Origin of the sequence: Brachybacterium paraconglomeratum, assembly GCF_039541415.1 — a bacterium.
In the GTDB taxonomy this organism is placed as follows: Bacteria; Actinomycetota; Actinomycetes; order Actinomycetales; family Dermabacteraceae; genus Brachybacterium; species Brachybacterium paraconglomeratum_A.
This window is the reverse complement of sequence record NZ_BAABGE010000002.1, coordinates 365,619-389,623: the sequence shown is the minus strand read 5'-3', so window position 1 is coordinate 389,623 and position 24,005 is coordinate 365,619. Positions and strand designations below refer to the sequence as shown.

Sequence of the window (24,005 nt, the reverse complement as noted above, 5' to 3'; positions counted from 1 at the left end):
ACGAGCGCACCGTCCGGCGCCCACTGTTCCCTACTCTACGGGAACCTGGGCGTGCCGAACAGGGGCTGGAGAGGTGATCTGCAGTGTTCTGCAGGGTGGTGTCTGCAGGGTGATGCCGGATCCTGTCGGCGAGAGTGCGACAGGATCCGACATCACGGACGCCGAGCAGCATCCGTGCAGGCCGGGCTCGCCGGCGGGCACCACGAAGGTGCGATCGACGGACACCTCGGCGTCCGGGGTGGTCACCGCGGAGACGGTCTTGAAATCGACCCGCAGCTCCTCGGTCGTGTACTCCGAGAGCACATAGCCGCGACGGCCCCGGATGTACTTGATATGGGGGTTCTCCGCGTAGACCTCCTGCTCGCCGTTCACCACCTCGCTGCCGTCCCCGCCCGAGGTGATCGAGGTGGCCACCAGCTCCACCCCGACGGTCGGTGAATCCGGCTCCCAGAAGTCGGCCTTGAGCTCATTGGCGAAGTGCACGTGGACATCGCCGGTGAGCACCACCGGGTTGGTGATCCCGCGCTCGCTCCAGGCATCGACCAGGGTGTCGCGGTCCGCGCGGTAGCCGTCCCAGCCATCCGAGCCGAGGGTGGTGGCAGGTCCTGCGGCATTGTCGCGCTTGGCGAAGAAGACGCTCTGCGCGAGCAGCTGCCAGGTGGCGGGCGAGCTTGTCATCCCCTCGAGCAGCCACTGCTCCTGGGTATCGCCCAGGAGCGTGCGCGAGGGATCGGTCTGCTCCTCGCAGTCGGTGAACCACCAGGTCTTCCCGCCGTCATGGCAGGCCTGGAGGTCGCGATACTGGCGGGTGTCCAGCACATGGAAGCTCGCCAGATCACCCCAGTGCAGCCGCCGGAACAGCTGCATGGAGGTGCCGGCCGGTGCGCTGGACCGGCGCAGCGGCATGTTCTCGTAGTACGCCTGCTGGGCCGCGACCTTCCTGGCCACCCAGGCATCCGTCGGCACCCCGTTCTTGGGATATTCACCCGCCCAGTTGTCCTGGATCTCGTGATCGTCCCAGGTGACGATCCACGGCGCGGTGGCATGCAGCAGCTGCAGGTCAGGATCGGTCTTGTAGGTCGCGTAGCGCAGCCGGTAGTCCTCGAGCGTGGTGCACAGCTTGTGCGGATGGGTGCGCAGCTTCCCGGTCCCGGGCCCGCCCTCGTAGATGTAGTCGCCGAGCCCGAACACCAGGTCGGGACGGTCCTCGGCGGCCCGTCGATAGGCCGTGAACCAGCCACCCTCCCAGTGCGAGCAGGACAGATGCACCATCCGCAACGCGCGGGTGTCACCGCTCGCGGGAGTGGTCAGGGTGCGGCCGACGGGGGAGATGTGGCGCCCGGTGCGGAAGCGGTAGAAGAACTCGGTCCCGGCAGGCAGATCCTCGAGCTCGATGTGGAGGCTGTGCGCCTCCTCGGGGCGGGCGGTCTCCGTGCCGCGGCGCACGATCGAGCGGAAGCGCTCGTCGGTGGCGAGCTCCCAGCGCACCGGGACCGGGGTGCTCGGCATCCCGCCGCGACCATCCAGCACGTGAGGGTCGACCGCGAGCCGTGTCCACAGCACCACGGAGCTGCTGGTCGGATCGCCCGAGGCGATGCCGAGGGTGAAGGGGTCCCGGTGGCGCCAGCTGCTGTCGGCCAGGGCCGGCGCGGTGCCCAGCACGCCCGCGGAGGCCAGCGTGGTGAGGGTGGCGCCGGTGAAGATGCGCCGGCTCATGCGGCGCTGCCGGGCGAGGTTCGCGCGGCGGTCGGGGGCGATGAAACGGGTGGGCTCAGGGGCTCCGTGGCGGAGGAGCCCGCCGGAGAGGTCGCTCATGTTCATCCTGTCCTGGAATGGGCGGGATGCTCATCGTGGACAGGGGCGCGGCGGTGTGCTGCGGTGATTGTCGGACTGGCAGCGGATCGCCGTGTGAGCGTCATCGGCGCGGCGGCTGCGGTTCACGCCCGCGTCATGGATGACCTGGCTGAGCGGCTCAGCTCGTGATCACGGCCAGTCGTAGTCGACGACCACGGGGGAGTGGTCCGAGAGCCGGATGCCGTGATGGTCCCGGTCCACCTCCGTGCGGAGCGCGGAGCGGGCGAGCTGAGGAGTGGCGAGGTGGTAGTCCAGGCGCCAGCCAGCATCATTGGCGAACGACTGCCCGAGCCATGACCACCACGAATAGGGTCCATCCTGCTCGGGGTGCAGGTGCCGGACCACGTCCACGAGCGTGCGCGGGGAGAGCTGCTGTCCCAGCCATTCCCGCTCCTCGGGGAGGAACCCGTCGTTCTGCTGGTTCCGGCGCCAGGCTGCGAGGTCCTGCCGGGTGTGGGCGATGTTGAGGTCGCCCATGAGCAGGAACTCGCGGCCGGCCGCCGCGGCTGCGCGCCGGGTCCTCACCAGGTAGCGGGAGAACGCCGCCATGAACCCCATCTTCCGGGCGTAGCGGGCACCGCCGTCGGGCGCCTCACGCATCCGCTCGGGCCGCTGGAGGTGGGCGGGCAGGCCGCCTTTGGGGAGGTAGAGGCAGGCGATCGTGAGCGGAGCGTCCGCGAGATCCACCTCGAGGTAACGGCCCTCTGCAGCGAAGCGGCCCAGGCCCCGCGCGAGGGGGACATGGTCCGGAGCGAGGACAGGGGTGAGGGGCGCCTCCGGAGCACCGAGGAGCGCGGTCCCGCTCCAGGTGCGGATCGCCGCCGGCGGCCGACGGGTCAGCACCGCGACCCCGTTGCGACCCGGGAGCGTGCCGGTGTCGAGGGCGACGTGATAGTCGCCGAAGGCGCCCGGAGGGATCTTGTCGGCCTGCGCGCGGACCTCCTGCAGCGCGACCACGTCGCATCCCCGCCCGGCGAGCCAGTCATCGAAGCCCCGTCGCTGCGTGGCGCGGATCCCGTTGATATTGGCGGTGGCGATGCGGAGCATGCGGACGAGACTACGTTCTGGTCAGCCCGGCTCTGCGCCCTGGACCCGTCAGGCGTGCCTGTGGCGCGCGGAGTTCTGAGGCACTTCGCTACTGTGAGCCTCATGCGCCGCAGCCTTCGCTCTGTCGTCCTGATCGTCGTGCTCTCGACAGGACTGTTCTCCTGTGCTTCGGCAGCGGAGATCGACTGGCAGAGCATGCAGGACGACGCGGAGAAGTTCGTCGACGCGGCGACAGCGGAGGACGGTTCGCTCGGCGCGGCGACGCAGCGCCTGGCCACGCAGGACCCGCCGCCAGCGGATGACGGTGGGATCACCCTGAGCTTTCCGTCCGAGGTGAGCATCGACGGCGTCGTGGTCACCTGCTTCGGCGACGGCACGGCTCAACTCGGATACAGCGTCAGCTCAAGGGAGGGGTCGGTTGCCAGCGGGTCCGTCGACATCCTCTGTGGCGGAGGCGAGACGGAGATTCCGCTGGCCGAGCACGGCGACGCGATCCGTCTCAGTGCCGTGCTCGTGAGCGGTACGGGGGCCGTCGTCGCGGCGGCTGTCTCCGGCGGCGCCGAGTAGAAGCAGGGTCCCGGAACCGGGATCGCGGAGACGCCTTACACCGCGTCGCCGACGACGGGTCCCTCCGTGTTGGACTTCCAGCCGAGAGCCGGAGCGACATGCGTCGCGAAGCTCTCGAGGATGTGGAGGTTCAGCTCGACCCCGGCCTGCGAGGGGATGGTGAGCAGGAGGGTGTCCGCGGACTGCACCGCCGCGTCCGCCTTCAGCTGCTCGATGAGCTGATCCGGCTCGCCGGTGTAGGAGCGCCCGAAAGTCGAGCGGGTGCCGTCGATGATGCCGATCTGGTCGGAGTTCTCGCCCGGCCGCATGCCGAACAGCTGCCGATCCTGCTCGGTGACGATCGGGAAGACGCTGCGGGAGACGGACACTCGCGGGGTGTGCGCATGCCCGGCCTCCTTGAAAGCCTCCCGGTAGACGTCGATCTGCTCGGCCTGGAGATCGCCGAAGGAGGCGCCCGTGGCCTCGGTGAGGAGGGTCGAGCTCATGAGGTTCAGGCCCTGGGTGCCGGTGCGCTCGGCGGTGCCACGGGATCCCGCACCCCACCAGATGTGCTGGAAGAGGTCCGGGGACTGCGGCTCGATGCGCAGCGGGGCATGCGGTGCGGCGTCCGACATATACGGCTGCGCGGCCGCCCGGGTCATCGGATGCCCCTGGATGGCCTGCAGGAAGACGTCGAACTTCGACATCGCGATATCGGCTCCGCGCGGGTCGGTGGAGCCGGTGTAGCCGAAGGATTCCCAGCCGCGGTCCGCCGCCTCGGGGGCGCCGCGGGAGATGCCGAGCGCCACCCGGCCGTCGGCGATCAGATCGAGGGCAGCGGCCTCTTCGGCGAGGTAGAGCGGGTTCTCGTAGCGCATGTCGATCACGCCGGTGCCCACCTCGATCCGCTGGGTCCGCGCGGCGACCGCCGCGAGCAGCGGCATCGGCGCAGCGGACTGCTTGGCGTAATGGTGGACGCGGAAATACGCGCCGTTCACGCCCAGCTCGTCCGCGCCGACGGAGATGTCGATCGCGTCGTGGAGCATCTGACGGGCGGTGAGGCCGCCCTGGGCGGGGCTGCCGCCGTAGTGGCCGAAGCTGAGGAATCCGAAGGCACGCATGGCCCCACCGTACTAGATGGTTGAACGTTTGACTAGCGCGAGAGGCTGGAGTGCGGACGCCATGCCAGGGGTACCGGGCGGCCCTGCGCGAGGTGCCTCGGGAGGGCGAAGCGGGGCCCGGATGCACGCCGCGTACGAGATCTGCGCCCCACCTCTCGCCCTCACCGAGGAGTTCGGCGCCCTGGGCGCGTACCGTGAACCGCTCTGCGCGCACGGGTCTCGCACCCTGCCGTCCCCGTTCTCTGCGCCTGCCGGCCCTGGGACAAGGCCATGCCGGCCGTACGCACCTCCGTGGCTCACGCCGCCCCTTCCTCCTCGACGAACGGACCGCGCCATGCCGCTGGACCCCTCTCCCGACCCGCGCCCTCCTCGCGCCTCCGCCCCGTCCGCAGCCCGCCGCGCGCGCCGTGAGCTGGAACGCTTCGACGCCGGGCCGCACCTGCCGGGTCGCCGACTGAACAGCGTCTTCTGGGTGTCGGTGACGCTGATCGTCGTACTCCTCGCGGCGGCCTCCCTCTTTCCTGCGCAGATGAATGCCGCCGCGGGCTCGGCGATGCGCTGGGTGACCGCCACCAGCGGATGGTCCCTGCTGGTGATCCCGCTGGGTCTCATCGGCCTGCTGCTCGTGATCGCCCTGTCCCGCTTCGGGCGCATCCGCCTGGGGCCCGACGACTCCCGGCCCGAGTACCCGACCGTGGCCTGGATCGCGATGCTGCTGGGCGCCGTGATGGGGATCGGGATGATCACCTACGGCGTCGCCGAGCCCGTCTCCCACCTGGTCCAGCCTCCGCACGGCCTCGCCGAGCCCGGTAGCCGGGAGGCGGTCGTGGACGCCATGCGCTTCACCTTCCTGGACTGGGGACTGCAGGCCTGGGCCGTCTTCGCGATCTTCGGACTCGCCATCGGATACTCCACCCACCGGCTCGGCAACAAGGGGATGGTCTCGCCCATCCTGCGCCCGCTGATCGGTCGCCATGCCGACGGAGCGATCGGCAAGGCCGTCGACGTGCTGGTGGTCCTGTCCACGCTGTTCGGCACCACCACCTCCCTCGGCCTCGGTGCGGCGCAGATCAGCCAGGGGCTGAGCCACATCACCGGGGTGGACCTCACCTCCACCGGAGTGCAGATCATCGTGATCGCACTGGTCACCGTGCTGTTCACCGCCTCAGCCATGAGCGGCATCGGTCGCGGGATCCGCTACCTGAGCCAGGCCACGATGGTGATCGCTGCGGCCCTGCTGCTCTTCGTGCTGGTCACCGGCCCCACGAGCTGGCTGATCTCGCTGTTCCTGCGCTCCGCCGGCGGATACGTCGGCGACTTCGTCGAGATCAGCCTGCTGCTGCCCCTGGATGGCGCGGACCTCGAGTGGATGCAGGGGTGGACCTTCTTCATGATGGCCTGGTGGATCTCCTGGGGCGCCTTCGTCGGCGTCTTCCTGGCGCGCATCTCTCGGGGCCGCACGATCCGGCAGTTCGTGCTGGTCGTCCTCGGCGTGCCGAGCCTGGTGTTCTCCGTCTGGTTCACGGTGTTCGGCGGCTCGGCGATGTTCATGGACCTCGAGCGCGGCACCGGCATCGGTGCGGCCGCCGCGGAGAACGTCAACACCGCCTTCTTCGGTCTGCTCGAAGAGCTGCCGCTGACCGGGATCACCTCCGTGATCGCCGTGATCCTGGTGGTGCTCTACTTCATCACCGGCGCGGACTCGAACACCTACGTGCTCGGGGTCATCTCCTCGGACGGTCGCATGGATCCGGGCCGCCCCGTGATGCTCATGTGGGGCCTGCTGACCGGCGCGACCGCTGCCGTGCTGCTCTACGCCGGGGGCCTGCAGGCGCTGCAGACCGCCGTGATGCTCTCGGCCGCCCCGTTCATCATCGTCATCCTCGCGCTCGCCGTCTCCCTGGTGATGATGCTGCGGCGCGACCCGCTGCTCACGACAGGAGCGCCCTGAGCAGATCTGCTCAGGGCGCCCCGGGGAGCTCAGGTGCCTGCGCTCAGGCGTCCGTGCTCAGCCGGCGTCGGCCTCGGTGGTCTCCGTGGGGCGGGCGCCCAGCTCGGAATCCAGGCGCAGCAGGCCGGAGCCGTCGTCGCCGATCAGCTTCAGGCGGCCGATGATCTCGGAGACCGTCGCCTCCTCCTCGATCTGCTCATCCACGAACCAGTTCAGCAGCGGGCGGGAGTCGTAGTCGCCCTCCTTGTCCGCGCTGCGGTACAGCTCGCGGATCGACTCGGAGACCTTCTGCTCGTGGGCGAGCGCGGCCCCGAAGATCTCGAGCACGGAGAGGCCGGGCTTCACGCCGGGGGCTTCGATGGTGCCGATCGCAGCGTGGTTGTCGCGGTCCGAGACGTGCTGGATGAACTTGTTCGCATGGACGATCTCCTCGTCCGCCTGGTGGCGCAGCCAGGCGGCGATGCCGGGGAGGTCCTGCTCATCCGCCTCGATGGCGAGCTGGCGGTAGGTGATCGATGCCGCGAACTCGAGGGTGATCTGGTCCTGGAACTTCTTCTCAAGGTCATTGCTCATCTTCATGACACCGACAGTAGTCCTCTCGGACCCTCTTGTCACGCATGGAAAGGCTAGCCTGACCTGCACAGATGAAGTGTGGTGAGAGGTCTGGACGGCGGAGAGGGGCCATGGCGGCGTGATCGTGCAGGGCGCCGAGCCGCTCGGCGACGGTCAGCCGCGCAGGTGCCCGGGAGCCGCCGACAGGGTGCGCCCGGGAACGAAACTCCCGGCCACGACGGCGTGCCGGGGTGAGTGCCGTGTGAGGAGCAGCTGCTCGCCCTCGCCCTCGCCGGCCGCGTCGCGATCACCCGCCCCATGGGGAGCGGGTGGCGGACCCTCCGCATCGTCCTGTGCCCGCACCAGCAGCTCCTCCATCAGAGCGACGGCCTGCCGAGCGAGCTCCTCCACCGGCAGACGCACGGTGGCCAGCCCGAGCAGGTCGAGCCCGTCCCCGAGCCCATCGAACCCCACGGTGCTGATCTCCTCGGGGATCCGCACCCCCCGCGCCGCAGCGGCGCGCAGCAGCTCCAGGGCGACGTAGTCCACGGGGCAGACGATGCAGCTCAGCGCTTCCTCCCGGGCCGCGTCCAGGGCGCGGCCCACTCCCTGCTCCACCGGCAGCAGCTCCACGGGGACGTTGATGATGCCCAGCTCCTCGCAGCGCTGGACCAGGCTGCGCATGCGCAGGTCGAACACCCTCGAATAGAGGAGCGGCGCAGTGAGCACTGCGATCCGGCGATGACCCTGAGCGGCGATCTGCTCCGCCATCAGCCGGCCATGCGCCTCCTCGTCGTAGCTGACCGAGTTGATCTGCGGATGGGTGTTGGGGCGGCCGAGGATCATCATCGGCGTCGCGGTGACGGTCTCGACGAGATCCTCCGCAGCGGTCACGCCAGTGCCGACGAAGACCCCGGCTACGCGCTGACCGATCAGCCGGTTCAGGCCCTCGACCTCCGCCGTGCCGTAGTCGTGCCGGAACGCCGTCACCGAGATCAGGGTGCGGCCGACGGCTTCGACAGCGCGATTCATCTCCGCATGGAGGTGGCCGTAGGCAGGGTTGGTGGCGTCGCGGATGAGCAGCCCGAGCTGCCTGCCGTGACGCATCGCCAGTCCGCTGGCCACCAGATTGTGCACATAGCCCAGCCGTCGGGCTGCCTCGTGCACCTGGATCATCGCATCGGGGGAGACCCGCTCCCCGCCATTCTGGAACACACGAGAGACCGTGGAGCGGGAGACCCCGGCAGTGCGCGCGACGTCCTCCATCGTGGGTGGTCGAGGCATCTGCGGTGCTCCCTTCCTTGCAGGCTTCTGGTGGCTGGTGGCTGGTGGCTGGTGGCTGGTGGCTGACGGCCGGGCGTGCGGGCACCGCGAGCCGGGTCGGCCGGACGATCCCACCGCGCAATCCGGAGGGGCGGCCTGGGCGCACGATAGTCCAGTGGGTGACGCCCGCCAGGTCGCATGGGTGACGGCCGAGTGAAGTCCGAGTTCGCGGGCACCTGGCGAGAACCGGCCGCTGAGGAACACTCGACGACGCCGAGATGAACAGTGGATGGACCCCGCATCACGAATCGCGCCAAGGGGGTCCGGAGGGTGCTCCGAGAGGGGAGTGGGAGCGCTCCCACCTGCGGTGACAGTTTCTGTTCATGCGCGATTCACCTGCACTGATGCCTTCTGGCGGGATCCGTGGAGGGTCCCTACGGTGAGGGCTGTCGATGGCGCCGGAGCGGCAGCCAGCCGCCCGTCCCGTCTCGACCTGCCGTCCTTGTTCCCCTTGCGGAGGGCAGCCCGGACCACTCGGTCCGACCGTCGGACGCGCCGCTCTGCGGAGCACCGCCGAGACTGCCACCCGCATTGCATCGGCCCCCGGGCCGCCCTTCGATCAGGAAGTTGGGAGCGCTCCCATGACAACCATCGTCCGTTCACCTCGCCCGGGCCAGCAAGCCCCGGCCGGGGCTGACAAGAAGGGAGCGCCCGTGGACCCCTCCTCGCCGGCCGGCCACGCCCCGCTGACGCGCAGCGAGGAGCGCCGGCGTTCACCCCAGCGTCGACGCCGGGTGCGCCGGGACGCCCTCCTCTTCAGCGCCCTGATCGCCCCGAACCTCATCGCGATCATCGTCTTCTCCTACTACCCGGCGCTCTACAACATCGGGCTGAGCTTCTTCGACTGGGACTTCGTCGCCCCGACTCCCGAGTGGGTGGGGGTGGAGAACTACACCAACCTGCTCACCGACCCGAGCTTCGGCCAGATCATGAAGAACACCGCGATCTTCACCGGCGTGAGCGTGGTCGGCTCGCTGGTCCTGGGCCTGCTGCTGGGCAGCCTGCTGGCCACGAAGCTGCCGCTGACCGGGTTCGCACAGACCATGGCCTTCGCCCCGTACATGCTTCCCGGCGCGGCCGTGGGCATCCTGTGGCTGTTCATGTTCGACCCGAACTACGGCCTCTCCCGCTGGGTGTTCTCCCTGTTCGGCGCCGACTCCCCGGCCTGGACCACGACGTCGGACTGGTCGCTGTGGGCGATCACCATCGCCTACACCTGGCAGCGACTCGGCTTCGTCACCGTCATCTGCTACACGGCGATCCTCGACCTGCCCAAGGACCTCTACGAGGCCGCAGCGCTCGACGGCGCCCATGGCTGGAAGCTGTTCCGCCACCTCACGCTGCCGCTGCTGAGCCCGATCACGTTCTTCCTCTCGATCACGGGCATCATCGCCGCCGCCCAGGCCTTCGACATCATCTCGATCATGACCAGCGGAGGTCCCGGGACCTCCTCCAGCACCCTCAGCTGGATGGTCTACGAGGAGGCCTTCCAGAAGTTCGACATCGGCAACGCCTCGGCCGCCGCCACCGTGCTGCTGGTGCTGCTGCTGATCATCACGTACGTGCAGGTCCGCTACGGCGACAAGAAGGTGAACTACGAATCATGAGCACTCTGACCGTCGACAAGGATCCGATCGCCGAGGCTCCCGGACCCGCTCCGCGCAACAAGGGACGCGGCCGCGGACCCCGCCGCCCGGCATGGAAGACCGCCCTGCTGTTCGCCGGCGTCCTCGCCACCATCGCCGTCTTCTTCGTCCCGCTGTACTGGCTGTTCTCCTCCGCGATGAAGCCGCACCAGGACATCTACACCTGGCCGCTGACCTGGATCCCCCGAGAGCTGACCTTCTCGAACTTCGTCGAGGCCTGGAACAGCGCCCCCTTCGACCGCTTCTTCCTGAACTCGATCATCACCACCGGCGTGGGCACCGTCCTCGAGATCCTGCTCGCGATCCTGTGCGCCTACGCCTTCGTGTTCGTCGACTTCAAGTTCAAGAAGATCGCGTTCGTGCTGATCATCGGCTCGCTGATGCTGCCGGGTCACGTCACCCTGATCGTCAACTACATCACCGTGGCGAACCTGGGCTGGCTGAACAGCTACGCCGGCATCATCCTGCCGGGCATCGCCAGCGCCTTCGCGATGTTCCTGCTGTTCCAGTACATGCGCACGATCGACAAGGACATCTTGCAGGCCGCCGAGATCGACGGCGCCGGGCACCTCCGCCGGATGGCCACCATCGTGGTGCCGCTGTCCACGCCGATGATCCTCACCGCCACCCTGATCGTGATGGTCGGCAAGTGGAACGAATACGTCTGGCCGCTGATCGTCACCTCCACCGCGGACATGCGCACCCTGCCCATCGGCCTGCTCTTCCTGCGCAGCCAGGAGGGCTACAGCAACTGGGGCGTGATCATGGCCGGCGCGGTGTTCGTCTCCCTGCCGATGCTGATCCTCTTCTTCCTCGCCCAGAAGCGCATCATCGGCGGCCTCGCCGCGGGCGCCTTGAAGTGAGGCCGACGGTGCGGGGCGGCCCTCAGGCAGCCTCGCGCCGACTCCTGATCGGCCCTCACCCCCGGTCCTCCTGCTTCGCAGGACGGACCCCACCAGCTCCGGGCCTCGGCCCGGGCGGACGCCGGCGTGCTGATCCGCACGCGGTCCGCACCTCGTCCTGCGGGACGAGCCCCTGCCAGACCCCGCCAGATCCTGACTGACCCCACCCGGTGACCCCACCGCACCACTCCCAAGGAGCGATTCGTATGTCTCGCAGCCCCTTCCACCTCTCCCGCCGCGGCCTGCTGACCGCCATGGGCCTCGGTGCCGGCGCAGCCGGCCTCGCCGCCTGCGGCGCCCCGTCCGGCGGCGGTGACGGCGCAGAGAGCAACCTCCGCGACGGCTTCACCCAGGCGGACCTCACCGTTCCCCCCGAGTACGAGGGCCGCACCCCGATCCTGTTCTGGGCGCCCTTCACGGGCAACAACTACGAGGTGCTCTCGGCGCAGTTCACCGCGTTCAACGAGTCCCAGGACGAGATCGTCGCGATCGCGGAGTCCGTCGGCTCCTACGCCGATCTGACCCAGAAGTTCACCGCCTCGCTCCAGGCCCGCACCGTGCCGGACATCGTCTGCTTCCCCGAGATGCAGTGGCTGCAGTTCTACCAGTCCGATGCCCTCGCACCGCTGGACGGCTACTTCGATGACGAGTGGAACCTGGACGTCTACATCCAGAACTACGTCGCCGAGGGCAAGGCGGCCGGAGAGACCTTCACGGTGCCCTTCGCCCGCTCGACCCCGCTGTTCTACTACAACAAGACGCGCTACATCGAGGCCGGTCTGCCCGAGGAGGGCCCCGAGACCTGGGAGGATCTCGCGGCCTTCGCGCCCGAGCTCGCGAAGATCGAGGTCGAGGGCCGCCCGCTGTCCGCGATGGCCTTCGGCCCCGACGCCTGGCACGGCCAGGCCGACATCTGGGGCTTCGGCGGCGCGAACTCCAACGAGAACTTCGAGGTCACCATCAATGACGAGAAGGGCGTCGAGTGGCTCGAATGGATGCGCAAGTTCATCCACGAGGACGGCTACGGCTACCTCGCCCAGGCCTCCGGCACCGACTTCGCCTCCGGTCTCGCCGCTGGCTGGCGCGGTTCGACAGCCTCGCTGACGGGCCAGACCAAGGCCACCGAGGGTCTCTTCGAGATCGGCACCGCCTACATGCTGTCCAAGGAGGGCGAGCAGAAGCAGGTGCCCACCGGCGGGTCCGGGCTGCAGCTGGTGCGCACCGAGTCGCAGGAACGTCAGGACGCCTGCGCCGAGCTGTTCCGCTTCCTCGCCCAGCCGGAGAAGTCCGCCGAGTGGCACGTGGGCACCGGCTATGTGCCGATCGTCCAGGCCGCTCAGGAGACTCAGGCCGTCAAGGACCTGGTCGCCGAGAACCCGAACTACGCCGTCGCGCTGAACCAGCTGGAGAACGCGCGCACCACCGACTACACCAACTGGAACGCCGGCGCCGTCACCGAGATCAGTGCCGCCATGGGTCAGGTGTTCGGTGACAACGCGGAGGCGAAGACAGTCCTCGACGCCCTCGCCCCGACCCTCCAGGAGGTCCTGGACGACAACCGCGAGGACTACGAGGCCGTGCAGTTCGAGGGCTGGAACTGAGCCTTCCCGCAGTCGCTGCAGCAGCTGCAGTAGCCGTGGTTCCCGCAGTCGCTGCAGTTCCTGCAGCTCCAGCTGTCCCCGCTTGACTCCGCGGCCCCGGGTGCACGTCACCCGGGGCCGCGGCCACCGGCCCTCCGGGCCGCTGACGACCAGGGCTATGTGCCCGACGTGAAGGGCCGCGCGCCCGTATCGAGGAGAACCAGACCATGACCACCCAGCAGCCTGAGATCGTCGGGCACCGCGGCGCCGCCGCCGTGGAACCCGAGAACACGATCCTGTCCTTCCGGCGCGGAGTCGCCGAGGGCTCCCAGTGGCTCGAGTGCGACGTGCACCTCAGCGCCGACGGCCAGGACGTGGTCATCCACGACGCGACCCTGGACCGCACCGCACAGCAGGATTCGCCGCTGCGCACCGGCGCGGTCGTCGACCTCACCCGCTCCCAGCTGGACCGGGTGCTGGTGGGCAAGGACGAGCACATCCCCACCCTCTCCCAGGTGCTCGATGCGGCGGTGCGCGAGGACGGCACCCGAGTGCCGCTGCTGGTGGAGATCAAGGCTCCCGCTGCTGCGGATCTCGTGGTCAAGATCCTCCTGCAGCACTTCGACGAGGCCGCCTGGCAGGACCCGGCCGGCGCCCCCGCCGTCGTGCTCTCCTTCCATGAGGAGCCGCTGCGCCGCACCGCCGAGCTCGCTCCGCAGATCCCTCTGATGCGCACCACCACGGCGACCTCCGTCGAGTGGTGGGAGTCCTGCCGCCAGCTGCGGGTCGCGCATGTGGGAGTGCGGATCGCCGATGCCCGTCAGGCCGACGTCGAGCGGGCCGCAGAGCTGGGCGCGAAGCTGAACCTGTGGACCGCCCGCGCCGATGAGGAACTCGAGCGGGCCCTCGAGCTCGGCTGCGACACGATCACTGTCGACGATCCTGCCTGGGCGTTCGCGCTGATGGCGCAGCGCGTCACGGTCTGATCGGGCTGGCCCGGGTGCTGCAGAGGCAGGCCCGGGCCCTGCGCGGATCCGGCAGCGGACGCGGAGCGCGACGGCCGGGATCAGCTCGCGTTCTCGACCTCGATATCCAGCCTGGCATCCGCAGGGCCGACGGTGACCAGCCAGAGGTGCTCGACCCCTTCGTCGGCGTAGGCGATGCATTCGGCGTCGTAGTCACCGGCCGCGGTGTCCACGCCGTCCCCGCATTCGACCTCGAGGCTCATCTCCTCCGGGCCGCGCGCCTCGGCCTCCGTGACGAGCAGGGCGCCGAGCTCCTCGGCGCTGAGCATCTTCGTGTCGTGCCCGAAGCCCCAGGTCCCCTCGAAGAGGTTCTCGCCCGTCACCCCGTCGGGCCCCTCAGTCTCGGAGCTTTCGCTGCTCTCTCCCCCTCCGTCGCTCGGGGACTCCCCGGCGTCCGAGGCTGGCTCAGAAGTCTCAGAAGTCTCAGAAGTCTCAGAAGTCTCAGAAGTCTCAGCGGGCTCAGAGGTCTCGGCGGCGTCGGTCGTCCCTCCGCCCGGATCCCCGGCCGGGTCCTCGGTGCTGGTGCCCCCGCACCCCGCGATGAGTGCCGCAGCGGCAAGGATGCTCGCAAGCGGGGCGAGCATCCGGCGGCACCCTCGTCCGCGCATCGTGCGCTGCGTACACCATCGGCCCCCCGGGCCGCTGTGCGATGCGGTGCGTGTGCTCTCGTGTCCGTTCCTGGTCATCGGGATCCCCTTCCCGGGCGGTCAGCCCGGTTGGTGCCCGCCCGATCTGACGGGCACTGCACCCGTATCGGAGTGCAGAGAATCAGTGTGGCGCAGGACACGTCGGAGGTCCAGAGGGCCCACCTCCGCTCCGCCCATTCATCCCGCCCGTACTGCTCATCCCGCCTACGCTCGACCTGTCGATCCCCTTCTCCCAGGAGTGTCATGACTGCTCAGTCCGTCCCTTCCCGCCCGCAGCGACCCGCGATCGTGGGCCACCGCGGCGCCTCCGCCCATGCCCCTGAGAACACCCTGCTCGCCTTCCGGAGGGCGATCGAGGATGGCGCCGAGCTGCTCGAGTGCGATGTGCACCTGAGCGCCGACGGCCAGGTGGTGGTGATGCACGACGAGACCATCGACCGCACCGCCGCCGAGGACTCGCCGCTGCGCACCGGTGCGATCGGCGAGCTCACCCGTGCGGAGCTGGACACCGTGCTGCTGGGGGAGGGGGAGCGTGTGCCCTCCCTCGCGGAGCTGCTGGAGATGACCACGGTCCCCGTCTTCATCGAGGTCAAGGTCGCCGCGGCGGCGGCGGCGGTCGCCGAGCTGCTGCGCGCGCTGCCTGCCGGGTCCCCGGCTGCCGCCTCCACCGTGATCTCGTTCCACGCCGATGCGCTCGCGGAGATCCGCCGCGGCGCGGACGTCGCCGTCTCCTATCTGGTCGGCCAGATCGACGAGCAGGCGATCACCACCGCGCGCGAGCTCGGCGCGGCGGGCATCGGGCCTGGCATCGCTGGGCTCAGCCTTCGCGCCGCCGAGGTCGTGCACGAGGCAGGGCTGGCCCTGAACCCCTGGACGGTCAACACCGCCGTGCAGCTCGACGTCGCTCTGGCGTGCGGCGTGGACACGATCACCACGGACGACCCGGCCTGGGCGCAGCGGGAGCTCGACGTCCGCCTGGGGTGAGTGACCGCGGGAGTTCGCGGCAACACCCAGGTCGGAGGGCCCCGCATGGTGCGTCAATGGTGCTTGACCTGTTAAGTCAAGAAGCTTTGACATTTTTAGTCAAGGTGGCTTGACTTGCATGTCAAGGCCCCCTTACATTTGGGGCATGAACACCACGACCCGCACCCCCGCCGCCCCCGCCCGTGCCCGCGCCAACCGCGCCTTCGCCGTCCGCTTCACCGCGGGCATGGTCCTTTTCCTCGCCGGCCTCTTCCTCTCCTTTCTCGTCCAGGACACAGGCTTCCCCGCCTGGATCCCCGCGCTCCTGGTGCTGCCCGCCATCGCCCTCATGGCGTGGGCGAACGTCGAGATGTACCGGAGCGGTGACGAGTTCGAGCGTCGCAAGATCGCCGAGGCCGTGATGCTCGCGTTCGTGATCTCCACCGGCCTGATCCTCGCCGTCGGCTTCCTGCAGTACTTCCTGCTGCCCTCGGTGAACTGGATCTTCGCCTTCGCGATCCTGATGTTCTCGTGGCTCGTGGGCACCTTCGTCTCCTCCGTCCGCTACCGCTGAGAGGGGGCAGTGATGCGCAACGATCTCAAAGCCCGCCGCGCTGAGCGACGCTGGTCCCAGGCCGAGCTCGGCAAGGCCCTCGGCGTCTCCCGGCAGACGGTGATCGCCATCGAGAACGACAAGTACGACCCGTCCCTTCCGCTCGCGTTCAAGCTCGCCGCCCTCTTCGAGTCCCCGATCGAGGAGATCTTCACGCCCGACGAAGCTGAGCCCTCCTGACCGGTTCGTTCCGAACGGGCCGCAGCACACAGATCACCCCGGCCGTGCCTGCCACGGTCGGGGTGATCTGTGCGCGCGATGCCTCGCTCCGTCAGGAGTCGGTGGACTCCTCGTCGGATCCCGATCCGGCGGGCAGCAGCGACTCGATGATCTGCTCCAGAGCGGAGGCGGAGACATCGCTGATCGCGAGCAGATCGCCCGGCTGTGTGCCGGCAGGGTCCTCGGTGCCGTTGTCGACCACGCGCACGCGGTCGGCGAGCGTGAAGACGGTCGCGCGACGTGCTCCCTGATCATTCACCGAGGTGAGCGTGGATAGGGCACGGGTGTCTTCGAGGCCCTCCAGCGACGTCACTGCAGCGACGGTCATCTCCTGAACATCTCCGTCGTCACCGGCGCTGCCGTGCGGGTCCACGAACGCTGCCAGTCGGGAGGGCAGCGAGGCGAGGGTGGGAACGCAGAAATGGTGGAAGCCGTCGGCCGCGACGAACTCCTCGAGCACCCCTCCCGGGAAGAAGTGCAGGCCAAGGGTGGTGCGTACCTGGGAAGCGACGCGCTCGATCGTCAGCAGCGCCTCCGGGGTGCGCCGCAGGGTGAGGATTCCGGCGAGACCGAGCTCAAGCTGGATCAGCCGATCACTCGGATCACCCTCGCCGATCAGAAGATCCCCTTCCTCCTCGCGGGCCTGGTCGGTCGGGTTCACCAGGCGCCGTGCGATGAGCCCGCGCATCGCTGTGGCGCCCGCGGTCTCACGGTGCACCTGCTCCTGGTCGAGATAGGGGCTGCCGAGGATGCGCAGCGAGGCCTCCCCGTCCAGGGCGAGGAGCTCCTCGTCGGAGAGCACCATCAGGATGTCCGGGTCCTGATCGGCGCGCTCGAGGATCGCCAGTGCTCCCGCCAGGTCTCGCTCAGTGACGACGAGCGGCGAGCTGGGGAGTGCATCGGTGGTGGGGGTGGTCATCGCGGGCTCCTGCCGAGAGGGGTGGTCACCAGGTGAAGGCGTTCTTCAGGCCGTCGGCGACATCGCCGACCTTGTCGGAGACGGTGTCTGCGACGTCGGAGACGGCATCCTTGGCGGCATCCACTCCATCGTTCCACGTGTCGCTGATGACCTCAGACGTGTTGTTCCACAGGTCCTTCGCCCCGTCGACGACATCGCCACCGAAGTCCTTGACCTGATCCCAGTTGTCGACCACCCACTTGATGCCGTCCGCCGCCATCGCGCCGCCCACCAGTACGCCGCCGATCACCTGGAGCGGAACGCCGACCACGGCGCCCACGCCGGTCATATCGCAGATCGTCCCGGCGGTGATGAGGATGCCGCCGACGGCGGTGATTCCGCCGGTGATGGCATGGAAGGTGTCGCCCTTCTTGATCGAATCGATCATCTGCCAGCCACCGGCGAGGATATCCAGGCCGGGCAGGAACTTGCCGGCGACCTTGCCGAACTTCGTGAGCCAGGGGGCCTTCTTCATGAGCCCGTCGAACATCCCGAGCTTCTTGAGGAACGCATCGTATGCCTTGCCCTTCAGCCCGCGAAGCTTCTCGAGAACCTTCTCCGGGTTCTTCTTCATGTTCGACAGGACGTCCCAGATCTTCTTCCCACCCAGGACGATGTTCTTGGCTGCGTCGATGACGCCTTTCCCGACCCCGAACAGCGTGTCCTTGAGCAGATCGAGGATGCTGTGGTCGGTCGCCTCGGAGGCCTCGTCCTGCTCCTCAGCGTGGGTGTCGAGGTCTCTGCTGTGCCGCGACAGCGAGTCGCCCAGCTGGTCGAACCGGGGGGCGGTCCGTCCGGACCACTGCTCCCGGAAGGCATCGGCATCGGTGCCCACCCAGGAAGAGGCGTCCATCACCAGCGGCTCGAGGCGAGCGCGCAGGTCTTCGAGCGAGCCCACTCGCTCTTTCAGCAGCTGCGCGTGTGAACGCAGCTGCTCGGTATCCGCCCCGAAGAACCCGGTCATCATGAACCCCCGTCGTGTCGTGAACAGCTCGCACACTAGATCCTCCGGGGCGGCTGCGCGATGGGGAGAGGTCCCCATGGGACCTCTCCTCGCGGGGTCGGAGGGAGGGGTGCCGGTCGTAGACTTGCGGCGTGATGACCACGGATGAATCCCTGCAATCTCTGCTCCGGGCTCTCCAGCCGGGATACGAACGGCCGGTTCCGGCCGCCGGCTGGGCATCGTTCGCGCGGCGCTTCCTGCAGTCGGGAGAGATCGTGCTGTTCGCGTTCGAGGGGGAGGGGTGGACCTGGGTGGACCCCCTGCTGCTGGTCACCGATCGAAGGGTGCTCCACCTGCGTCGGGGTCTGAGGTGGAGGGTGCTGCGCGAGGTGCAGGCTGCGGAGGTCCGGGGGGCCGACTGCGCTTCCGGCACGGTGGCGGGACACGTGCGGATCCTTCTGCGTGATGGTTCCTCCCTCCGGACCCGCCAGAACGTCTCCAAGGATGAGGCGGTGGCTCAGGGCTTCGTCGACGGGGTCAACCGCCTCGTCGCCGGTGGAGGCCGCTCCGCCTCCCGCCACTGAACCCAGCACCCGCCAAGCAAGTACCTATGCCTGTCGATGCATATGTCGGGACCGGGCGATGCTGTCCGGGTATCCGCACCCATGTCCGGACGCTTTGCTGTGACCTGCGCGACAAGCCTCCCGGAGCTGTTTTCCCAGGTGCATGGCCATGACAGTCGTCTGCATGTTCACGCATCGAACGTCCAGTGCGACTTCTGGGCGACGCCGCGTACCCTGGGCGACGCCGTGACCTCCGCTTCCGCGGAGCCCCCGTGAAATCGGGGGCCCCCGGGCCCCCTGAAAGGACCGCGATGCTCGACTCGACGCTCCAGGACACATTCGACCAGGTGCTCCGCCGCAACCCCGGCGAACCCGAGTTCCACCAGGCAGTCCGGGAGGTGTTCGAGTCGCTGGAGGTCGTCCAGTCCCGGCACCCCGAGTATCAGGATCATGGCATCCTGATGCGCCTGAGCGAGCCTGAGCGCCAGATCATCTTCCGTGTCCCCTGGGTCGATGACCAGGGCGTTGTGCAGGTCAATCGCGGTTTCCGCGTCGAGTACAACTCCGCGCTGGGCCCGTACAAGGGTGGCCTGCGGTTCCATCCGTCGGTGAACCTCGGGATCGTGAAGTTCCTCGGCTTCGAGCAGATCTTCAAGAACTCCCTGACCGGCCTGCCCATCGGCGGCGGCAAGGGCGGATCCGACTTCAATCCGGCCGGCCGCAGCGACGGCGAGGTGATGCGCTTCTGCCAGTCCTTCATGACCGAGCTGCACCGCCACATGGGCGAGTACACCGACGTCCCCGCCGGCGACATCGGCGTGGGCCCGCGCGAGATCGGCTACCTCTTCGGTCAGTACAAGCGCCTGACCAACCGCTACGAGGCGGGCGTGCTCACCGGCAAGGGCCTGGACTGGGGCGGGTCCCTCGTGCGCAAGGAGGCCACCGGATACGGCGCGGCCATCTTCGCCGACGAGATGCTCAAGGCTCGCGGCTCCTCCTTCGAGGGTCGCCGCGTCTCCGTCTCCGGCTCGGGCAATGTCGCGCTCTACGCGATCGAGAAGGCCAAGCAGCTCGGCGGCATCCCCGTCACCGCCTCGGACTCCTCCGGCTACGTGGTCGACGAGAACGGCATCGACCTCGAGCTGCTGCAGCAGATCAAGGAGATCGAGCGCGGCCGCATCACCGAGTACGCGGAGCGCCGTGGCAACGGCGCTCGCTTCGTCGCCGGTGGCAGTGTCTGGGACGTCCCGGCGGACATCGCCCTGCCCAGCGCCACCCAGAACGAGCTCGACGTGGACGCCGCCCGCACCCTGGTCAAGAACGGCGTGCTCGCCGTGTCCGAGGGCGCGAACATGCCCTCCACGCCGGAAGCAGTCAGCGTGTTCCGCGAGGCCGGGGTCGCCTTCGGTCCCGGCAAGGCGGCGAACGCCGGCGGTGTCGCCACGTCGGCCCTGGAGATGCAGCAGAACGCGAGCCGCGATGCCTGGAGCTTCGAGCACACCGAGCAGCGTCTCACCCAGATCATGAAGGGCATCCACGCCACCTGCCTGGAGACCGCCGACGAGTTCGGTCGCCCCGGCGACTACGCCCTCGGTGCGAACGTGGCCGGCTTCCGCAAGGTGGCCGACGCGATGATCGCCTTCGGCGTGATCTGAGCCGGATCCCGGCGCTCACGGAGCCGCCGTCCCCTCCCTGTCGGGAGTGGGCGGCGGCTCCGTCGTCTGCGGGTGTCCCGTTCTCCGCGGGGCGGGCATTGTTCGTGACTCAGCGCACAATCCGCCAGATGGGAATGATTATCAGGGACTGTTAGGCTCGCTCTCATGAAATCAATGGGAACCATTATCATGAAGCGACGAGCGGCCGCACTTCTCGGGGCCGGAGTCCTCGCCCTCGCCGCCTGCAGCGGCGCCGCCGGTCCCGGGGCCGGCGGCGCGTCCGACGGCGGAGGGGCGGAGACCGCTCCCGCCTCGGACCGGACCGAGGTCGGAGCGCTCAGCCCACGGATCGTGCTGGCCCACGAGGGAGGGGTGACCACTCTCGATTCGTCCGACGGTGCGACGCTCGCGACCACCGAGCTCGAGGGCTTCGTGCGTCTGAACCCGGCGGGCGACGGGCGTCATGTCGCCGTCAGCGCCTCCGATGCGATCACCATGTACGACATCGGCCTGCTCGCCCAGGGTCACGGCGACCACTTCCACTACTACGTGCAGCAGCCCGCCCTCACCGACCTCTCCGTCGAGGCGCCGTACCCCGGTCACGTGGTCCCCCACGGAGACCGCACGGCCCTGTTCGCCGACGGCACCGGAGCGATCACGCTCATCGATCCCACCGCGCTCGGCGAGGGCGACCTCGGGGTGCTCGAGGAGACCGCGACCGATGCTCCGCACCACGGCGTCGCGGTGCCGCTGACCGACGGCGGACTTCTTACCACCCAGGGCACCGAGGACTCCCGCAGCACCGTCCAGGTGCTCGACGGCGAGGGGAACGTCACGGCGGAGACCGACGACTGCCCGGGCGTGCACGGCGAAGCCGCAGCCCAGCCCACTGCATCCGGCGACGTGATCAGCCTCGGCTGCGAGAACGGTTCGGTGATCTACCGGGACGGCGAGTTCCACAAGGTCGCGATCGAGGGCGACTACCAGCGCTCGGGCAACCAGAAGGGTCATGAGGGCTCACCGATCGTGCTGGCTGATCACAAGGTCGAGGCCGAGCCCGTCGGCGGCGTCGAACGCCCCACCGAGATCGCGCTGATCGACACCCGTGACGCCACGATGCAGACCGTCGACCTCGGCTCGGAGTACTGGTTCCGCTCCCTGGACCGCGGCCCCGACGGCGAGGCACTGGTGCTCACCGCCGACGGCGAGCTGAACATCCTGGACCCCGAGACCGGCGAGATGCTCCATGAGGTCCCGGTGGTGGAGGAATGGAGCGAGCCGGAGAACTGGCAGGAGGCCGGGCCCATGATGTCCGTGGCCGACGGCACCGCCTTCGTCGTCGACCCCGCGGCCAAGAAGCTCACCATGGTCGACGTCGCCAGCGGCGAGATCTACCGCGAGCTCGAGCTGCCCGTCGTGCCGCACGAGATCCAGGTGGCCACCGGCACCGCGTCCGGCGAGTACGAGATCGCTCCGGGCTCCGACGACCACGAGGACGCCGAGGCGAGCGATGCCGGCGGTGACGAGGGCGGCGACCACGAGGGCCACGACCACTGAGGCCGCACCCTTCAGCCCCCTGAGCTGGGCGCCGCCTCCCACGCGCCGATCTCGATCACGGCCCCGCCCTCCACCCCGGCCTTCAGGTCGAAGGGGGCGGGGCCGGGGTCGTCCCCGTACGAGGTCGGGAGGAAGGTGACCGTCATCGGCACCTCCGCGGGGTCGGTGCGCACGGTGAGGGTCTGCGGGGTCTCCTGATCTGCGGCGGTGCGGTACCCGGGCCAGTACAGGCGCGAGCGGGCGGAGCTGCCGGGGGCGAGACCGATGCCGTCGGCCATCTCCACCGCGGGCTCGAGGTGTGCAAGCGGCTCGGGCCGCAGTTCGATCTCCTCGCCGCCCTGGGTCAGCATCAGCTCTGGCATCCCGCGCAGCGCGCAGCTCGTGGCGCCGATGTTGGTGGCCCGCAGGGTGGCGACGGAGTTCCCGGTGATGCCGTCCCACCCCTCGGCGACCAGCTGCAGGGACTGCGGCCGGCACGGCGGCAGCCCGGCTGCCTCGATCTCGGGCGCGGTGGTGGGAGCAGCGGTGCCGGTGCCGGCGGGGCCGGGCTCGGAGGGCGCACGGTCGTCCCCGGCTCCGGTCCCGGCGTCGTTCCGGGCCTCGGAGCCGGATGCTCCGGCGTACTTCCAGGCGTCGGCTGCCGGGGCATCCACCGGCCGGGCGGCGAGCACGGCGACCGTCAGGATCGCCGCGAGAGCTGCGTAGGTGAGGAGGACGTTCACGCGTCTCCGGGGACTCGCCGCGGTGCCGTTGCCCGCTGCTGCGTCCTCCGCTGCCGCTGTGTCTGTGCCTGCGGGGTGCAGGGCGGTGTCGGGCAGGGAGCCGGTGGCAGGTGTCTGAACAGCGGCATCGGCCCGTGGGACATCCTCAGTGCGGGGGAGGAGCCGACCCATGAGGATGCTCCCCGCCAGGAGCACGACGGCCAGGACGACCACTCCGAGCCAGGGATGACCGAACAGCAGGACGGCGGCGAGGAGACCCAGCGGATGCAGAGCCAGCACCCCGCCGACGAGCGCCGGCGCCATGACTCCGAGTCCTGCTGACAGGTAGGCGGTGCGGTCGCTCTCCGCCCCGGGTCGCTGCCATCGCCAGGTCGTGAGGGTCGCGAGCAGCAGTGCGAGCAGCACCACGGCCAGGCCGATGGGGCGGGACACCGCGAGGGCCAGCCAGAAGGCGCTCCACAGCGCCACCGCGGCGAGGAGCATCGGGGTGATCAGCCGGAGCAGAGCTCGGCGCGGCCCCTCCCGCAGGGGTACTGCCCGCGGCGGCAGGGCGACGCTCCAGAGCGCCGCTCCGAGCAGGGTCGTGAGTCCCGCGCCCGCTGCGACCCGCAGATAGTGACCTCGCGCGTCGGCCCATAGATCTGTGCAGGTGGTGTCATTGCAGTCGAACGCCCAGGAGGGCGAGTCACCGAGGCGGCTCGCCCAGATCCCGACCACGAGCAGCACCACGATCCCGGCGAACACCAGCGCGGCGGCGAGGACACCGACGGCCGGAGACCGGAGCCCGTCGGCGCGGCGGACATCGCGTGCGCGGCGCGGAGCGGGGGTGCGGGACACGCTCGCACGGTAGCCGAGACTCAGCCCGCCTCCCGGCCGGTCACTCGGACCTGCACCGTTCGCGCACGGGCTCTCCACCCCTGCTGCCGCGGGGACCGTCCTGTCGCCGGCGGCTGCGGTCGGCTCAGCTGCTGCGGCCCATGCGGCCCATGCGGCCCATGCGGGCCAGCACCCGAGCCTGCGCGTCGGCCTCTGGCGCGACCGGCAGCGCGTGAGCGAAGATCCCGGGCGCGTAGGCGTGCTCGCCCCAGCTGTCCACGGCGGCGTCGATCAGGGTGATCTCCTGCGGGGTGAACCGCTCGTCGAGACCCTGTGAGCGCGCGATGTCCCAGCGGTGCACGATCAGATCGAATCCATAGAACTCGATCAAGGTCGCGCCCAGGGTCGACGGTCCGAAGGCGCTGTCGTAAGGCTGCCCGGCGACGTCGGGATCGGCGAGCAGAGCGTCGACCTCGCGGTGATGCGCAGCCCAGGCGCGGGCGGGTTCCTCATCGGCGCCGCCCGGTACTGGGTGGCCACGAGCGGCGAGGAATTCTCGCTGGGTGGAGAGGACGTGCTCGAGCACATCGCGCGCCGACCATCCCGCGCAGGGGCTCGGCGCGTCCCAGTCCTCCACCGCCTCCACGACGGTGGTGAACGGCCTCGCGCGGTCTCGGAAGGCGGCATCGAGCGAGGCCGGCGCGGGAGGCCGGGTGCCCGGGGTCTGCTGGCCGATGGTCATGGGGGCTCCTTGTCGTGGGCGCGGTGGGAGGTTCCCGCCGGCACCGACGACGTTACGGAG

General features: G+C 69.4%; 22 protein-coding genes. 12 read left to right on the top strand and 10 right to left on the bottom strand.

Annotated features, from left to right (window positions below):
* Positions 1–30 precede the first annotated feature (30 nt).
* Both ABD893_RS01690 and ABD893_RS01685 read right to left on the bottom strand, forming a co-directional pair.
* Positions 31–1,815, bottom strand: a complete 1,785-nt coding sequence (locus ABD893_RS01690) for an alkaline phosphatase D family protein (RefSeq protein WP_345075786.1) — start codon at positions 1,813–1,815, stop codon at positions 31–33.
* A gap of 168 nt (positions 1,816–1,983) precedes the next feature.
* Complete coding sequence (locus ABD893_RS01685; protein WP_345075785.1) at positions 1,984–2,901, bottom strand: exodeoxyribonuclease III; 918 nt, start codon at positions 2,899–2,901, stop codon at positions 1,984–1,986.
* A 102-nt stretch (positions 2,902–3,003) separates the two neighbouring features.
* Between ABD893_RS01685 and ABD893_RS01680 the strand changes: the two genes are divergently transcribed.
* The gene (locus tag ABD893_RS01680; RefSeq protein ID WP_345075783.1) at positions 3,004–3,468 is read left to right on the top strand and encodes a hypothetical protein; all 465 of its coding nucleotides are present in this window, start codon (positions 3,004–3,006) and stop codon (positions 3,466–3,468) included.
* Positions 3,469–3,503: 35 nt separating this feature from the next.
* On the opposite strand, the gene ABD893_RS01675 is transcribed toward ABD893_RS01680, so the two are convergent.
* Positions 3,504–4,568 carry an LLM class flavin-dependent oxidoreductase gene (locus ABD893_RS01675; RefSeq protein WP_345075782.1) on the bottom strand — a complete coding sequence of 355 codons (1,065 nt, stop codon included), beginning with the start codon at positions 4,566–4,568 and terminating at the stop codon, positions 3,504–3,506.
* A 334-nt stretch (positions 4,569–4,902) separates the two neighbouring features.
* Here ABD893_RS01675 and ABD893_RS01670 point away from each other — a divergent pair, with 334 nt between their 5' ends.
* On the top strand, positions 4,903–6,519 hold the full coding sequence (locus ABD893_RS01670; protein ID WP_345075781.1) for a BCCT family transporter: 1,617 nt from the start codon (positions 4,903–4,905) through the stop codon (positions 6,517–6,519).
* A 57-nt stretch (positions 6,520–6,576) separates the two neighbouring features.
* Here ABD893_RS01670 and ABD893_RS01665 read toward each other — a convergent pair whose 3' ends face one another.
* A complete protein-coding gene (locus tag ABD893_RS01665; RefSeq protein ID WP_345075780.1) occupies positions 6,577–7,098 on the bottom strand; it encodes a ferritin in 522 nt (173 codons plus the stop codon).
* A gap of 147 nt (positions 7,099–7,245) precedes the next feature.
* On the bottom strand, positions 7,246–8,355 hold the full coding sequence (locus ABD893_RS01660) for a LacI family DNA-binding transcriptional regulator (RefSeq protein WP_345075779.1): 1,110 nt from the start codon (positions 8,353–8,355) through the stop codon (positions 7,246–7,248).
* Between the two features lie 620 nt (positions 8,356–8,975).
* Here ABD893_RS01660 and ABD893_RS01655 point away from each other — a divergent pair.
* The 4 genes from ABD893_RS01655 to ABD893_RS01640 all read left to right on the top strand — a co-directional run bounded on the left by ABD893_RS01655 (position 8,976) and on the right by ABD893_RS01640 (position 13,508).
* Positions 8,976–10,001, top strand: a complete 1,026-nt coding sequence (locus ABD893_RS01655) for a carbohydrate ABC transporter permease (protein WP_345075778.1) — start codon at positions 8,976–8,978, stop codon at positions 9,999–10,001.
* A complete protein-coding gene (locus ABD893_RS01650; RefSeq protein ID WP_345075777.1) occupies positions 9,998–10,903 on the top strand; it encodes a carbohydrate ABC transporter permease in 906 nt (301 codons plus the stop codon). Before ABD893_RS01655 ends, ABD893_RS01650 begins: the two co-directional genes overlap by 4 nt.
* 245 nt (positions 10,904–11,148) lie before the next feature.
* Positions 11,149–12,543, top strand: a complete 1,395-nt coding sequence (locus ABD893_RS01645) for an ABC transporter substrate-binding protein (protein WP_345075776.1) — start codon at positions 11,149–11,151, stop codon at positions 12,541–12,543.
* Positions 12,544–12,749: 206 nt separating this feature from the next.
* A complete protein-coding gene (locus ABD893_RS01640) occupies positions 12,750–13,508 on the top strand; it encodes a glycerophosphodiester phosphodiesterase (RefSeq protein WP_345075775.1) in 759 nt (252 codons plus the stop codon).
* 80 nt (positions 13,509–13,588) lie between these two features.
* On the opposite strand, the gene ABD893_RS01635 is transcribed toward ABD893_RS01640, so the two are convergent.
* Positions 13,589–13,870: a hypothetical protein gene (locus ABD893_RS01635; protein ID WP_345075774.1), complete on the bottom strand. Its 282-nt coding sequence runs from the start codon at positions 13,868–13,870 to the stop codon at positions 13,589–13,591.
* Between the two features lie 567 nt (positions 13,871–14,437).
* On the opposite strand from ABD893_RS01635, the gene ABD893_RS01630 reads away from it, so the two are divergent.
* From ABD893_RS01630 to ABD893_RS01620, 3 genes are all read left to right on the top strand, one after another.
* Positions 14,438–15,178 (top strand): glycerophosphodiester phosphodiesterase, encoded by a 741-nt coding sequence (locus ABD893_RS01630; protein ID WP_345075773.1) that lies wholly within the window; start codon positions 14,438–14,440, stop codon positions 15,176–15,178.
* Positions 15,179–15,323: 145 nt separating this feature from the next.
* Positions 15,324–15,731 (top strand): hypothetical protein, encoded by a 408-nt coding sequence (locus ABD893_RS01625; RefSeq protein WP_345075772.1) that lies wholly within the window; start codon positions 15,324–15,326, stop codon positions 15,729–15,731.
* A gap of 12 nt (positions 15,732–15,743) precedes the next feature.
* Positions 15,744–15,950, top strand: coding sequence for a helix-turn-helix transcriptional regulator (locus tag ABD893_RS01620; RefSeq protein ID WP_345075771.1), 207 nt, complete (start codon positions 15,744–15,746; stop codon positions 15,948–15,950).
* 91 nt (positions 15,951–16,041) lie between these two features.
* Here ABD893_RS01620 and ABD893_RS01615 read toward each other — a convergent pair whose 3' ends face one another.
* Positions 16,042–16,908, bottom strand: coding sequence for a hypothetical protein (locus ABD893_RS01615; protein ID WP_345075770.1), 867 nt, complete (start codon positions 16,906–16,908; stop codon positions 16,042–16,044).
* 25 nt (positions 16,909–16,933) lie between these two features.
* Complete coding sequence (locus tag ABD893_RS01610; RefSeq protein ID WP_345075768.1) at positions 16,934–17,989, bottom strand: WXG100 family type VII secretion target; 1,056 nt, start codon at positions 17,987–17,989, stop codon at positions 16,934–16,936.
* Between the two features lie 53 nt (positions 17,990–18,042).
* Between ABD893_RS01610 and ABD893_RS01605 the strand changes: the two genes are divergently transcribed.
* The 3 genes from ABD893_RS01605 (at position 18,043) to ABD893_RS01595 (ending at position 21,665) form a co-directional block, all read left to right on the top strand.
* On the top strand, positions 18,043–18,474 hold the full coding sequence (locus ABD893_RS01605) for a hypothetical protein (RefSeq protein ID WP_345075767.1): 432 nt from the start codon (positions 18,043–18,045) through the stop codon (positions 18,472–18,474).
* Positions 18,475–18,764: 290 nt separating this feature from the next.
* Positions 18,765–20,108 (top strand): NADP-specific glutamate dehydrogenase, encoded by a 1,344-nt coding sequence (gene gdhA / locus ABD893_RS01600; RefSeq protein WP_345075766.1) that lies wholly within the window; start codon positions 18,765–18,767, stop codon positions 20,106–20,108.
* A gap of 174 nt (positions 20,109–20,282) precedes the next feature.
* Entirely contained in the window at positions 20,283–21,665 is a 1,383-nt protein-coding gene (locus tag ABD893_RS01595; RefSeq protein ID WP_345075765.1) for a hypothetical protein, read from the top strand.
* Positions 21,666–21,676: 11 nt separating this feature from the next.
* Here the strand turns inward: ABD893_RS01595 and ABD893_RS01590 are convergent, their stop codons facing one another.
* Both ABD893_RS01590 and ABD893_RS01585 read right to left on the bottom strand, forming a co-directional pair.
* Positions 21,677–23,224 (bottom strand): DUF4232 domain-containing protein, encoded by a 1,548-nt coding sequence (locus ABD893_RS01590; RefSeq protein ID WP_345075764.1) that lies wholly within the window; start codon positions 23,222–23,224, stop codon positions 21,677–21,679.
* A 124-nt stretch (positions 23,225–23,348) separates the two neighbouring features.
* A complete protein-coding gene (locus ABD893_RS01585) occupies positions 23,349–23,945 on the bottom strand; it encodes a TIGR03086 family metal-binding protein (RefSeq protein WP_345075763.1) in 597 nt (198 codons plus the stop codon).
* Between the last annotated feature and the right edge of the window lie 60 nt (positions 23,946–24,005).

What these genes read in the sequence shown, in the direction of transcription:
- gdhA (WP_345075766.1), top strand. Translation starts at nt 18,765, where the DNA reads ATGCTCGACTCGACGCTCCAGGACACATTCGACCAGGTGCTCCGCCGC.
- ABD893_RS01640 (WP_345075775.1), top strand. Translation starts at nt 12,750, where the DNA reads ATGACCACCCAGCAGCCTGAGATCGTCGGGCACCGCGGCGCCGCCGCC.
- ABD893_RS01680 (WP_345075783.1), top strand. Translation starts at nt 3,004, where the DNA reads ATGCGCCGCAGCCTTCGCTCTGTCGTCCTGATCGTCGTGCTCTCGACA.
- ABD893_RS01650 (WP_345075777.1), top strand. Translation starts at nt 9,998, where the DNA reads ATGAGCACTCTGACCGTCGACAAGGATCCGATCGCCGAGGCTCCCGGA.
- ABD893_RS01655 (WP_345075778.1), top strand. Translation starts at nt 8,976, where the DNA reads ATGACAACCATCGTCCGTTCACCTCGCCCGGGCCAGCAAGCCCCGGCC.
- ABD893_RS01670 (WP_345075781.1), top strand. Translation starts at nt 4,903, where the DNA reads ATGCCGCTGGACCCCTCTCCCGACCCGCGCCCTCCTCGCGCCTCCGCC.
- ABD893_RS01585 (WP_345075763.1), bottom strand. Translation starts at nt 23,945, where the DNA reads ATGACCATCGGCCAGCAGACCCCGGGCACCCGGCCTCCCGCGCCGGCC.
- ABD893_RS01615 (WP_345075770.1), bottom strand. Translation starts at nt 16,908, where the DNA reads ATGACCACCCCCACCACCGATGCACTCCCCAGCTCGCCGCTCGTCGTC.
- ABD893_RS01595 (WP_345075765.1), top strand. Translation starts at nt 20,283, where the DNA reads ATGGGAACCATTATCATGAAGCGACGAGCGGCCGCACTTCTCGGGGCC.
- ABD893_RS01685 (WP_345075785.1), bottom strand. Translation starts at nt 2,901, where the DNA reads ATGCTCCGCATCGCCACCGCCAATATCAACGGGATCCGCGCCACGCAG.
- ABD893_RS01610 (WP_345075768.1), bottom strand. Translation starts at nt 17,989, where the DNA reads ATGGGGACCTCTCCCCATCGCGCAGCCGCCCCGGAGGATCTAGTGTGC.
- ABD893_RS01625 (WP_345075772.1), top strand. Translation starts at nt 15,324, where the DNA reads ATGAACACCACGACCCGCACCCCCGCCGCCCCCGCCCGTGCCCGCGCC.
- ABD893_RS01630 (WP_345075773.1), top strand. Translation starts at nt 14,438, where the DNA reads ATGACTGCTCAGTCCGTCCCTTCCCGCCCGCAGCGACCCGCGATCGTG.
- ABD893_RS01665 (WP_345075780.1), bottom strand. Translation starts at nt 7,098, where the DNA reads ATGAAGATGAGCAATGACCTTGAGAAGAAGTTCCAGGACCAGATCACC.
- ABD893_RS01690 (WP_345075786.1), bottom strand. Translation starts at nt 1,815, where the DNA reads ATGAGCGACCTCTCCGGCGGGCTCCTCCGCCACGGAGCCCCTGAGCCC.
- ABD893_RS01620 (WP_345075771.1), top strand. Translation starts at nt 15,744, where the DNA reads ATGCGCAACGATCTCAAAGCCCGCCGCGCTGAGCGACGCTGGTCCCAG.
- ABD893_RS01645 (WP_345075776.1), top strand. Translation starts at nt 11,149, where the DNA reads ATGTCTCGCAGCCCCTTCCACCTCTCCCGCCGCGGCCTGCTGACCGCC.
- ABD893_RS01675 (WP_345075782.1), bottom strand. Translation starts at nt 4,568, where the DNA reads ATGCGTGCCTTCGGATTCCTCAGCTTCGGCCACTACGGCGGCAGCCCC.
- ABD893_RS01660 (WP_345075779.1), bottom strand. Translation starts at nt 8,355, where the DNA reads ATGCCTCGACCACCCACGATGGAGGACGTCGCGCGCACTGCCGGGGTC.